Source organism: Methylobacterium sp. NFXW15 (assembly GCF_049887755.1).
In the GTDB taxonomy this organism is placed as follows: domain Bacteria; phylum Pseudomonadota; class Alphaproteobacteria; order Rhizobiales; family Beijerinckiaceae; genus Methylobacterium.
In genome coordinates this window covers 79,757-90,676 of sequence record NZ_JAGEKG010000009.1, presented here as the reverse complement: position 1 = coordinate 90,676, position 10,920 = coordinate 79,757, and the positions used below count along the sequence as shown (strand labels likewise).

At 69.4% G+C, this 10,920-nt stretch carries 10 protein-coding genes; 5 read left to right on the top strand and 5 right to left on the bottom strand.

Annotated features, from left to right (window positions below; all coding sequences use genetic code 11):
• Positions 1 to 133: 133 nt before the first annotated feature.
• On the bottom strand, positions 134 to 2,224 hold the full coding sequence (gene glgX / locus J4O73_RS19345; RefSeq protein WP_426219997.1) for a glycogen debranching protein GlgX: 2,091 nt from the start codon (positions 2,222 to 2,224) through the stop codon (positions 134 to 136).
• Positions 2,225 to 2,249: 25 nt separating this feature from the next.
• Entirely contained in the window at positions 2,250 to 3,671 is a 1,422-nt protein-coding gene (locus J4O73_RS19340) for an alpha,alpha-trehalose-phosphate synthase (UDP-forming) (RefSeq protein ID WP_426219995.1), read from the bottom strand.
• A gap of 284 nt (positions 3,672 to 3,955) precedes the next feature.
• On the opposite strand from J4O73_RS19340, the gene J4O73_RS19335 reads away from it, so the two are divergent.
• The 4 genes from J4O73_RS19335 to J4O73_RS19320 are packed head-to-tail and all read left to right on the top strand — an operon-like array spanning position 3,956 to position 6,017.
• Entirely contained in the window at positions 3,956 to 4,471 is a 516-nt protein-coding gene (locus J4O73_RS19335; protein ID WP_426219993.1) for a hypothetical protein, read from the top strand.
• A gap of 2 nt (positions 4,472 to 4,473) precedes the next feature.
• Positions 4,474 to 4,884, top strand: coding sequence for a phage holin family protein (locus J4O73_RS19330; protein ID WP_426219991.1), 411 nt, complete (start codon positions 4,474 to 4,476; stop codon positions 4,882 to 4,884).
• 19 nt (positions 4,885 to 4,903) lie between these two features.
• Positions 4,904 to 5,275: a DUF3618 domain-containing protein gene (locus J4O73_RS19325; protein ID WP_426220135.1), complete on the top strand. Its 372-nt coding sequence runs from the start codon at positions 4,904 to 4,906 to the stop codon at positions 5,273 to 5,275.
• Between the two features lie 52 nt (positions 5,276 to 5,327).
• Positions 5,328 to 6,017 (top strand): hypothetical protein, encoded by a 690-nt coding sequence (locus J4O73_RS19320; RefSeq protein ID WP_426219989.1) that lies wholly within the window; start codon positions 5,328 to 5,330, stop codon positions 6,015 to 6,017.
• Between the two features lie 116 nt (positions 6,018 to 6,133).
• Here J4O73_RS19320 and J4O73_RS19315 read toward each other — a convergent pair whose 3' ends face one another.
• The 3 genes from J4O73_RS19315 to J4O73_RS19305 form a co-directional block, all read right to left on the bottom strand.
• A complete protein-coding gene (locus J4O73_RS19315) occupies positions 6,134 to 7,648 on the bottom strand; it encodes a malonate--CoA ligase (RefSeq protein ID WP_426219987.1) in 1,515 nt (504 codons plus the stop codon).
• Between the two features lie 72 nt (positions 7,649 to 7,720).
• A complete protein-coding gene (locus tag J4O73_RS19310) occupies positions 7,721 to 9,157 on the bottom strand; it encodes a malonyl-CoA decarboxylase (protein WP_426219985.1) in 1,437 nt (478 codons plus the stop codon).
• Between the two features lie 112 nt (positions 9,158 to 9,269).
• On the bottom strand, positions 9,270 to 9,461 hold the full coding sequence (locus tag J4O73_RS19305) for a hypothetical protein (RefSeq protein ID WP_378973184.1): 192 nt from the start codon (positions 9,459 to 9,461) through the stop codon (positions 9,270 to 9,272).
• 297 nt (positions 9,462 to 9,758) lie between these two features.
• On the opposite strand from J4O73_RS19305, the gene J4O73_RS19300 reads away from it, so the two are divergent.
• Positions 9,759 to 10,910, top strand: a complete 1,152-nt coding sequence (locus J4O73_RS19300; protein ID WP_426219983.1) for an MFS transporter — start codon at positions 9,759 to 9,761, stop codon at positions 10,908 to 10,910.
• Positions 10,911 to 10,920: the final 10 nt, after the last annotated feature.

The following is a 10,920-nucleotide window of genomic DNA, read 5'->3' as shown; positions in this document are numbered from 1 at the left end:
CCGTCATCGCGGGCGATGCTGTCTTCGGGGTCCGGCCGACACACCCTCGTTCCCACACCCCCTCATCCTGAGGTGCGGCGATAGCCGCCTCGAAGGAGGATGAGGGTTGGGGAAATGGGTTCTCGGTCCGCTCTCAGGGCGCTCCCGAAGCGGTGAGAACCAGCACCGAGCGGCCCGGCAGGGGGACGGCGGCGGCGGCCGGGTAGGAGGGTGCGTCGGCGGAGGGCGCGCCCGTGGGCTCCGTCGTGTCGAGCGCGGGGGTCCAGGGACCACCGACGATGGGTGCGAGGCGGAAGGCCACCTCCCCCTCCTCACCATTGAACAGGATCAGCAGACGGTCGGCCTCGACCCGGTCGTTGCCGATCTGCATGCCGAAGACGCGCAATCCGTCGTCGCCCCAGTGACATCCCTCCATTTCCCCACCCTCGGGGGAGAGCCAATGCACGTCGCGCAGGGGCTCCTCGGGATCGATCAGTTCGCCCGTGAAGAAGGCTCGCCGCCGCAGGGCCGGTTGCGCGCGCCGGAAGGCGAGGCAGTGGGCGACGAAGGCGGTCAGGTCCGGGTCGGGATCGGACGTCCAGTCCATCCAACTCGTCGGGTTGTCCTGGGCGTAGGCGTTGTTGTTGCCCCCCTGGGAGCGGGATCGCTCGTCGCCCATGAGCAGCATCGGCACACCCTGCGCGAGCAGGATCGTGGCGAGCATGTTGCGCTTCTGGCGGGCGCGGACGCCCAAGATCGCCAGATCGTCCGTATCGCCCTCGACGCCGTAATTGCGGCTGACGTTGTGGCCGTGGCCGTCGCGGTTCTCCTCGCCGTTGGCGTGGTTGTGCTTCTCCTCGTAGGCCACGACGTCGGCGAGGGTGAAGCCGTCATGGCTCGCGATGAAGTTGATGCTCGCGAGCGGCGAGCGTCCCGAGGCGGCGAAAGTCTCGCGCGAGCCGGTCAGCCCCTGGGTCAGCTTGGCGAGGGTGCCCGAATCCCCCCGCCAGAAGCCACGGGCGGCGTCGCGGAACCGGTCGTTCCACTCGCTCCAGCCGCGCGGGTAGCCGCCGAGCTGGTAGCCGCCCATGCCGATGTCCCAGGGCTCGGCCACCATCTTCACGCGCGCCAGCACCGGATCCTGCGCCACGGCCTGGAAGAAGGCGGCGCGGGGGGTGAAGTCCACGGGCGAGCGCCCGAGGCTGGAGGCGAGGTCGAAGCGGAAGCCGGCGATGCCGTAGGCGGTGACCCAGTGCCGGAGGGAATCCAGCACCATCTGCATCACGCGCGGATGGCTGACGTCGAGGGTGTTGCCGCAACCGGTGCAGTCGAGGTCGCGGGACGGATCTCCCGGCTCGGCCTTGTAATAGCTGGCATTGTCGATGCCGCGGAAGCTCAAGGTCGGCCCGGTCAACCCGCCCTCGGCGGTGTGGTTGTAGACCACGTCGAGCCAGGTCTCGATGCCGGCCGCGTTCAATTCGCGGATCGCCGCCTTCAGGCTGCTGACGCCACTCTCCCCGAGGTAGCGCGGATCGGGCGCAAAGTAGTTGTAGGGTTGGTAGCCCCAGAAATTGACGAGACCCTTGTCGACCAGGAACCGGTCGTCGGCGAAGATCTGGATCGGCAGCAGTTCCAGCGCCGTGACGCCGAGCTTCACGAGGTGCTCGATGATCGCCGGATGGGCCATCGCCGCGTAGGTGCCGCGCTCCTGCTCCGGGATGTCGGGATGGGTCCGGGTCAGCGCCTTCACATGCGCCTCGTAGATCACCGTCTCCGAGAGCGGACGCCGCACGGGGGTGAGGGCGAGGTCGGGCACGTCCGGTGCCGTAACGACGCCGCGCGGCATGTAGACCGCGCTGTCGCGGCGGTCGATCCGGTCGGCCCGGGTCCCGCTGCGGCGGTGGCTGTAGAGGGCGTCGTGCCAGCGGATGCGGCCCCGGATCTCCCGCGCATAGGGGTCGAGGACGAGCTTCGAGGCGTTGAAGCGGTGGCCCTGGGCCGGATCCCACGGTCCGTGCACCCGGTAGCCGTAGAGCTGGCCCGGCAGCAGCCCGCGCAGGTAGCCGTGCCACACATCGTCGGTCCGGCAGGGGAGCCGCACGGTGCGGGTCTCGTGCCGCTCGCCCGGCTCGAACAGGCAGAGATCGACCGCCGTCGCATGTTCGGAAAACAGGGCGAAGTTCACCCCGCGGCCGTCGAAATGCGCGCCGAGCGGTGCCGACACCCCGTCATCGACGGCGATCATGGGCGTGGTCCGGAGAGGATGGGGGCTATTCCGCCGCAGCGGCGGTGGTCGGAGGCTCGCGTTCCGTCGTGCGGAAGGCTTCGAGCTCGGCCAGGAAGTTGCGCGCCCACCAATCCACGTCCTCGCGCGCCATGCGCTCCGCCATTGGGCGCCAGCGCGCCACGCGCTCCGCCTTCGGCATGTACAGCGCCATCCGGATCGCCTCCGCGACCTCGAACCGGTCGTAGGGGTTCACCAGCAGCGCCTCAGGCAATTGCCTCGCCGCGCCCGCGAACTTCGACAGCACCAGCACACCCGGATCGTCCTCGCCCTGCGCGACGACATACTCCTTGGCGACGAGGTTCATGCCGTCGCGCATCGGCGTGACGAGGCCGACGCGCGCCGCCCGGTAGAGGCCTGCGAGCACGGGCCTCGGATAGGCCTTGGTGATGTACTGGATCGGCGTCCAGGCCGGGTCGCCGAGCGAGCCGTTGATCTCGCCGACCTTCTCGTTCACGTCGCGGGCGAGCTGCTCGTATTCCGGCACCTCGCTGCGGGATTTCGGGGTGATCTGGATGTAGGTGACGTTGCCGCGCTGGTCGGGGTTCGAGGCGAAGAAGCTCTCCACCGCCTCCATCCGCTCGGGCACGCCCTTGGAATAATCCAGCCGGTCGACGCCGATGAGCAGCTTGCGGGTGCGCAGGCCCGCCATGGTCTCGCGCACCACCTTGTTGGACGACGCCTTGTCGGCGGCCTCCTGGAAGCCCGCCACATCGATCCCGATGGGGAAGCTCTTGATCCGGGTGCGGCGCCCATCGACCATCAGCGAGCCGCCGCCGAGCGGGATCGCCCGCAGCGTGTCGATAAGATTGCGCTGGAGGTTCTGCACGTCCGGATCGGTCTGCAGGCCGATCAGGTCGTAATCGACGATGGCGCGCAGCAGCTCGCCGCTGGCGGGCAGGGAATTGAACACGTCCGCCGCAGGCCACGGGATGTGGTGGAAATAGCCGATGGGGTTGTCGAGGCCGAGGCCGCGCAACTCGGCCGCCAGCGGCAGCAGATGGTAATCGTGGACCCAGATGATGTCGTCGGGCTCGACCAGCTTGGCGAGCGCCCGCGCGAAGGTGCGATTCACCCGGCTGTAGCCGGAATAATCCGAGCGCGAGAAGGCACCGAGACCCAGCCGGTAATGCATGATCGGCCAGAGGGCGCGGTTGGCGAACCCGGCGTAATATTCGGCGTGGTCGCGGGGGGAGAGATCCACCACCGCATATTGGACACGGCCCCGGTCGATGAGCGTCGGCTCCTCGGAAGGTTCGTCGGTGATCCGCCCGCTCCAGCCGAACCACAGCCCCTCATAGGCGCTGAACGCCTCCTTGACCGCAACCGCGAGACCGCCAGCCGCAACGGCCTTGCCGCCCTCCTCTGGGACGGCAACGCGGTTCGATACGATCACAAGGCGTGCCACTCGGGTGGGCTCCCGTTTGAGGCGCGAATAGCCCGCGCCGACGCACAGATACCGTGTGTAGAACGCATCTCGTTGAGACGCGATCCTTAACGTCGGCAACCCAAGCGCGAAGCCGGGTGCAGGTCAAGCATGGCCGGGGTCCCGAGGGTGACGCCGGGTCATGGCATCCTTTGCCTGAACGCAAGCTGAGCCGTGCGGGTTTCGGCTCGAATCGAGGAACTGTCACAGGCTCAGCCGGTTACACAGCCGTCGCGGGACACCGCGACAAAAGGAGTCTGAGCGCGATGGCCGAACCCGAATTTCCGCACGATGTGCCGCATGGCGCCGCTCAGGGCGCGACCTCCGGGCCGGCTGGGGCCGAAGGGGCTCGGGCGAAGGCCGAATGGCGCGGCCTGCAGGGTGACGTGGAGAACCTCGCCGGCGTCGCCGCCGAGCAGGGCCGCGGCCTCATCGACGCGGCGCGCCTCCAGGCCCAGGATTACGTCGAGCGCCGCAAGGGCGAGGCGGCGCAATCGGTGCAGGATCTGGCGCGCTCCCTGCGCGGCTCCGGCAAGGACATGGCCGACAAGCCGCATGTGCGCGCCTTCTTCGACAGCGCGGCGGACGGATTGGAGCAGCTCGGCACCTCCATCGAGCGCCGCAGCCTCAGCGACTTCTATGGCGAGGCCGAGGCGATCGCCCGGCGCGCCCCGGTGGCGGTGGCGGTGGGCACCTTCATGGTTGGCCTGCTGGCCGCGCGCTTCATCAAGTCCTCGAACGTTCCGCCGGACGAGGACGTCCGAGACAGCTTCCGGGCCTGATCATGAGCCAAGGTTCCGACCCCCGCCAAGGCGCGACCTCGATCCAGGGCTTGATCGGTGACGCCCTGCGCGAGACCAACGAGCTCGCCCGCAAGGAAATCGCCCTGTTCCGGGCCGAGATGGCGGGCAATGTCCGCCAGCTCATCGCGGGCCTCGCCTGCATGATCGGCGCGGCGGTCTTCGCCGTCGTCGCCCTGCTGGTTCTGATCGATGCCTTCGTGAAGTGGCTCGCCACCATCGTCGGCTCGGAATGGCTCGCGGCGCTGATCGTCGGCGGCACGCTGTTCGTGCTCGCCATCGGGATGGCCCTATGGGCACGGAGCGTGCTGTCGCTATCGACCCTCGCGCCCACCCGCACCACCCGTCAGGTTCGGCAGGATGCCCAGGCCCTGTCGGAACGCGTCTCAGGATGAGAAGGACGCCATGAGTTCGATGAACGACCTCGAGCGCGAGATCGAGGAGAGCCGCGCCCGCCTCGATGACACGATCGACCAGATCCAGGGCCGCCTCTCGGTGCCCAACCTCGTCGATGAGATGCTGGGCAATGCCCGGCGCGTGCCCCAACTCGCGACCGTCTACGACGGTGCGCTGGACGCCGTGCGCCGCAATCCCGTTCCCGTGCTGCTGATCGCGGCGGGGGTAGGCATGCTGTTCAGCCGCATGGCTAAGGAGACCGAACGCCGCCGCACGCAGGTCTCCGCCGCGCGGGTGGACACCATCGCGACGGACGCGGTGCGGGACTACGACCCGGACGGACCCGCCGCCCGCCCGGTCCAGGATCCCCTGGAAAAGACCGAGATCTGACCGTCCCGAGGGACGGACCTTTCCCCTACGCGTGACCGCCGAGGATACGAGCATGACCGACAAGCCGGGCTTCCCAGCGGGCGAGCCGTTCAACCCCGCCGCTGCCCCGGGCACGGCCGGAGACCACACCCTACGTCCCGACCCGACCGGCCGACATGATCCCCTCCCCGGCGCGGCCTCGGCCAGCGTCGACCGCGCAGCGGATGCGGCGAACGATCTTGGGGATCGCGCCTCCGATCTCGCCGACCGGGCGCGGGACAAGATCACCGGCCTCGCCGACGACATCCACGACCGGCTCGGCGGCTCGGCCGACCGGGTGCGGGACCGGGCCGAGGCAGCCTATGACGAGGCGCGCGGCCGGGCGGGCGATCTTCACCGCCGCAACATGCGCCGTTTGGACGACCTCACCGTGCAGGGCCTCGACGGCCTGCGCCGCAGCCGCACCCAGGTCGAACGGTTCGTGGAGGACAACCCGCTGCTGGTTGGCGTGGTCGGCGTCGCCGCCGGTCTGCTTCTGGGGGCACTGCTGCCGCGCACTCGCCAGGAGGATCGCAGCCTGGGACCGTATGCCGACGAGGTTCGCGGCGAGGGTCTGCGCTACGCCCGCGAGATGACTCATCGCGGCCGGGAATTCGTCCAGTCCGCCCTCGATCCGGACAATCTGAACGAGGCGGTTCGCAAGGCGACCGGCGCCGACGATGAGACACCGCCCGCCGGGGAGCGGACGCAGCACAACCTCTGACGCCGACGTCTCCCGTCATTGCGAGCGACAGCGAAGCGATCCAGAGCAGCTCGCCGCCTTCGAGCGGAGCGAATCCCTGGATTCCTCCGCTCCGCTCGCAATGATGGTACCGAGAGTCAGGACGCCCCGAACAGTCCCTTGTACTGCTCGCGCAGCACGTTCTTCTGCACCTTGCCCATGGTGTTGCGCGGCAGTTCGTCCACGAACAGCACGCGCTTGGGGCATTTGAACTTGGCCAACCGGCCTTCCAGATCGGCCACGATGGCGGCCTCGGCCGGGGCGTTTTGGCCGCCCACCACCACCGCCGTCACCGCCTCCCCGAAATCGGCATGGGGCAGGCCGATCACCGCCGATTCCACCACGCCCGGAAGGGCGTCGATCTCGGTCTCGACCTCCTTCGGGTAGACGTTGAACCCGCCCGAGATGATCAGATCCTTGCCGCGTCCGACGATGTGGACATAGCCGCGCGGATCGACCTTGCCGAGATCGCCGGTGATGAAGAACCCGTCCGCCTTGAACTCGGCGGCGGTCTTTTCCGGCATGCGCCAGTAGCCCTTGAACACGTTGGGGCCCTTCACCTCGATCATTCCGACCTTGTCGGACCCGAGCGCCGTACCGGTTTCGGGATCGACCACCCGCAGGTCCACGCCCGGCAGGGGGAAGCCGACCGTGCCCGCCACGCGGTCCCCCTCGTAGGGGTTGGACGTGCTCATGTTGGTCTCGGTCATGCCGTAGCGTTCGAGGATGGCGTGGCCGGTGCGGGCCTGCCACTCCCGGTGCGTCTCCGCGAGCAATGGCGCCGAGCCCGAGACGAACAGGCGGATCGAGGACGACGCCTCGCGGGTGAGGCCCGGTTCCTTGAGGAGCCGGGTGTAGAAGGTCGGCACGCCCATCATCGCGGTGGCGCGGGGCATCAGTTCGAGAATCTTCTTCGGGTCGAGCCGGGGCAGGAACAGCATCGAGCCGCCGCTCGCCAGCACCGTGTTCGTCGCCACGAACAGGCCGTGGGTGTGGAAGACCGGCAAGGCGTGGATCAGCACGTCCCGGGCCGTGAAGCGCCAATGCTGCACCAGCACGCGGGCATTGGACGCGAGGTTGTCGTGGCTCAGCATGGCGCCCTTGGAGCGCCCGGTCGTGCCGGATGTGTAGAGGATCGCCGCGAGATCCTCCGGGCCACGGGCCACGTCTGCGAAGGCGGCCCCGTCCTGCGCGTCCGCGGCTTCGGCGGCGCTCCCCTGACCGGCCGCGTCGAGGGTCCAGATCTGCCGCACCCCGGCGGCGGCCTCGGACAGCGCCTCGCGCTTGCCCGGATCGCAGACGAACAGGGCAGGCTCGGCATCGCCCAGGAAGTAGCCGATCTCGGCCGGGGTGTAGGCGGTGTTGAGCGGCAGGAACACCGCGCCGGCCCGCACCACGCCGAGATATAGGAAGATGACCTCCGCGCTCTTCTCGACCTGCACGGCCACCCGGTCCCCCGGCGCGACACCCGCCGCCTTCAGGGAGGCGGCATAGGCGCCCGCGCGGTCGATCAGGTCGCCGTAGGAGTAGAGCGTGCCCTCATGCGTCTCGATGACGGTCTTGGCGAGGTCGGGGGCACCGTCCCGCACGAGGGAAAAGAGGTGGTTCGTCATCGGAAGGCCGGGTTTGGGGCTGACGTCTTATCCTGTCTCTCTAACCGCCCCGCCCGCCGCCCGCGAGCCCTTTCAGGCCTCCGCGAGTGCCACGGCCCGGGGTGGCGGCAGCTTGCTCGCGCGCAACTCGCGGCTGACGGAGGACGAGGCCGCCACCGTGCCGAGATTGGCGTAGGTCTCGTGGTTCTTCTCGATGGCACCGAGATCGTAGAGGTAATTGACCATGAGCCCGTGCGATTGCCCGATCCCCTTGTCGGAGACGTCGCCCAGGAAATTGATCCGTTCCAGCCTCGCGCCGTTGCCGAGGTGGAACCGCGCGACGGGATCGAGGGGCCGCCCGCGCTCGTTCTTGGCGCGGAGGAAATAGGCCGCCGCCGCCGGAATCATCGCCTTGCGGATGGTCTCGGACAGGGTCTTGTCCTCGTGCCAGCCGGGAATGTCGAGGCCGCGCAGGGCCTCCACATCCTCGGGCAGGAAGCTCTGCGGGCTGTCCGCCCGGCGCTCGCGGGTGAGCCATGTGGCGAAGCCCGGAACCGGCGAGAGGGTGACGAAGGTCTTGAGGCTCGGGATCTCTCGGGCGAGATCCTCCACGACCTGCTTGATCAGGAAGTTGCCGAAGGTGACGCCCGCAAGGCCCTTCTGGCAATTCGAGATCGAATAGAAGATTGCCGTGGTGGCCGAGCGCGGCGGCAGGGGCTTGCGCTCCCGCGACAGGATCGGTGCGATAGCGGGGGCGATCGTGTCGGTGAGCGCCACCTCCACGAAGATCAGCGGCTCGTCGGCGAGCGCCGGGTGGAAGAAGGCGAAGCAGCGCCGGTCCGGCGGCTCGATCCGGGCGCGCAGATCGTCCCAATCCGCGATGGCGTGGACCGCCTCGTAGCGGATGATCTTTTCGAGGATATGCGCCGGGGTCGTCCAGTCGATGTGGCGCAGCACCAGAAAGCCCCGGTTGAACCAGGAGGCGAACAGGTGCTCGAAATCCGAGTCGAGGCTGTCTGCGGCATCGAGCAGGGCCGCCTCCGCCTTGTCTCCGCTGCCCTTGGTCCCCCTGCTTTCCTTGCGCAGGTCGCGGCGCAGATCGAACAGATCCTCACGCATGCGCACGAGGCTCAGCGTGCCGCCGCGCGCGAGGTTGAGGCGGCGGATCAGTTCCTGGCTGCGCGGCTCGGCCGCCTCGTGCAGGGTGCCGAGGCGGGCGCGGCTCGGGTTGGCGAGATAGGCGGTGATCGCCGCATCGACCGCGCGGTGATCCGCTCCGAAATCCAGGGCGATGGCCCGCAGGAACTCGTGCCGCTCGGCGGCCGACAGGTGGGCATAACGGTCGAGGATGGCGCGGGCCAGGGCCACGCCCGAAGCCTCACCGCGCCGGGAGATGAGGTCGTCGCAGAGACGGGCGAGGTCGGCGGCGCCGGCGCGGGCGGCGATATCGCCTCGCCCGAGGCCGACGAGGTCGCGGCCCCGATCGCTGATCGTCTGCAGCAGGTCGCCGAAGAAGGAGATCGCCGCCATCGCCCCCGTGACCTCATCCCTGGCGCCGGCCTCATTCGGGGCCGCCCGCGCGTTCAGCCTAGTTTAGGGCGGCCACCGTGGTTCGGCCAAGGAGAAAGCGACGCGAGGTCGCTCAGACCCGCGAGGCGAGCATGGCGAGATCCGCCCGCTCGCGCCAATCCCCGACGCCGTGCTGGCGGGCGAAGCGCAGTTCCGCGGCCCGCCGGGCGCGCTCGGGATCGCGCGCCCGGCTGATCTCCACGGATCCCACCGTAAACGGCACCCCGAAGATCTCCTTAGCGAAATCGACCCGGTAGTTCAGCATCCCGTACTCCTTGCTGGAGGCCCTCCTGCGGCTTTCGCCGGGAACGGATCGGCTCCCCGATCGTAGAATGACGGCTGGTCGGAACCTGCGGCGGCGTGAGCCGTGCGAGGTCCGGTCAGTCGCGGGCTGGCTGCCCGCATTCTGTGCATATGGGGTGCCACCGGCCGGATTGCAGGGGCGTCCGGCGGGGCGCGGCCATGCGGCGCGCCGGGTTGCCGGGGCGGAGAATCAGCGCCTATCCGCTCGGAACCCGTCCACCCCCGACCTCGCGAGGGCGCCCTGTCCGCCTCATCTCCCGTGCACGTCCCCTTCGACGGCAAGGCCCGGCTCGGCCTGACGCTCATCGCAGGCGGAGCCGTGGCCAATATCTACTACAATCAGCCGCTGCTCGGGCTGATCGTCGCCGAGTTCGGCGAGCGCGCCGCTCTCTGGGTGCCGACGACGGCGCTCGTCGGCTACGGCCTCGGCATCGTCGGGCTCGTTCCGCTGGGTGATGCTCTGCCGCGGCGGCGGCTGATCGTGCTGCAATGCCTCGCCATGGCCGTCGCACTGCTCGGCGTGGGGCTGTCCGGCAACCTGCTCTCCCTCGCCATCGCCCACCTGCTCGTGGGCATGCTCGCCTCGGCGGCGCAGCAGGCGGTGCCCTTCGCCGCCGAACTCGCCCCGGATGCGAGCCGGGGACGGGTGGTCGGACAGGTGATGACGGGGCTCCTCTCCGGCATCCTGCTCGCGCGGACGGCGAGCGGCTTCATCGGCGCCCATCTCGGCTGGCGGCCGGTCTTCCTCATCGCCTCGGCCGTCGCGTTGGCCATGGCGGGCATCGCCGCCGCGACGCTGCCGCATACACCCCAGACCCAGCGCCTGCGCTACCGCGCGCTGATGACCTCGATCGTCGGCCTCGCCAAGACGCAGCCGGTCCTACGCACCGCCGCCCTGTCGCAGGGGCTGCTCTTCGCCGGGTTCAACGCCTTCTGGGCGACGCTCGCCCTTCTGGTCGAGGCGCCGCCCTTCGGGCTCACCGCCGCCGGGGCGGGGCTGTTCGGGGTGATCGGCGTCTGCGGCGCCTTCGTCGCGCCCCTGTCGGGCCGCTTCGCCGATCGCAGCGGCGCCAAGCCGGTGGTGCTCGGCGGGAGCCTGATGGTCGCCCTGTCCTTCGTGATCCTCTGGGCGGCGGGGACATGGTCCCTCGTCGCGATCACGATCGGCGTGTTGCTCATCGATATCGGCATGAACGGCGCGCTCATCGCCAATCAGACCCGCGCCTATGCCCTGGTGCCGGGCGCGCGGGGCCGGATCAACACCGTCCTGTTCACGACGATCTTCGTGTTCGCGGCGCTCGGCGCCTATGCGGGCTCGCAGGCCTTCCTGCTGGTCGGCTGGCCCGGTGTCTGCGCGGTCGGCCTCACCTGCTCCGCCCTGGCCGTCCTGGTCGCGCTACGCGACCGCTGAGTCCGGGATC

Excerpts from the sequence above, each read along its gene's own strand:
- glgX (WP_426219997.1), bottom strand. The coding sequence starts at position 2,224 with ATGATCGCCGTCGATGACGGGGTGTCGGCACCGCTCGGCGCGCATTTC.
- J4O73_RS19310 (WP_426219985.1), bottom strand. The coding sequence starts at position 9,157 with ATGGCGGCGATCTCCTTCTTCGGCGACCTGCTGCAGACGATCAGCGAT.
- J4O73_RS19335 (WP_426219993.1), top strand. The coding sequence starts at position 3,956 with ATGGCCGAACCCGAATTTCCGCACGATGTGCCGCATGGCGCCGCTCAG.
- J4O73_RS19320 (WP_426219989.1), top strand. The coding sequence starts at position 5,328 with ATGACCGACAAGCCGGGCTTCCCAGCGGGCGAGCCGTTCAACCCCGCC.
- J4O73_RS19315 (WP_426219987.1), bottom strand. The coding sequence starts at position 7,648 with ATGACGAACCACCTCTTTTCCCTCGTGCGGGACGGTGCCCCCGACCTC.
- J4O73_RS19305 (WP_378973184.1), bottom strand. The coding sequence starts at position 9,461 with ATGCTGAACTACCGGGTCGATTTCGCTAAGGAGATCTTCGGGGTGCCG.
- J4O73_RS19325 (WP_426220135.1), top strand. The coding sequence starts at position 4,904 with ATGAACGACCTCGAGCGCGAGATCGAGGAGAGCCGCGCCCGCCTCGAT.
- J4O73_RS19330 (WP_426219991.1), top strand. The coding sequence starts at position 4,474 with ATGAGCCAAGGTTCCGACCCCCGCCAAGGCGCGACCTCGATCCAGGGC.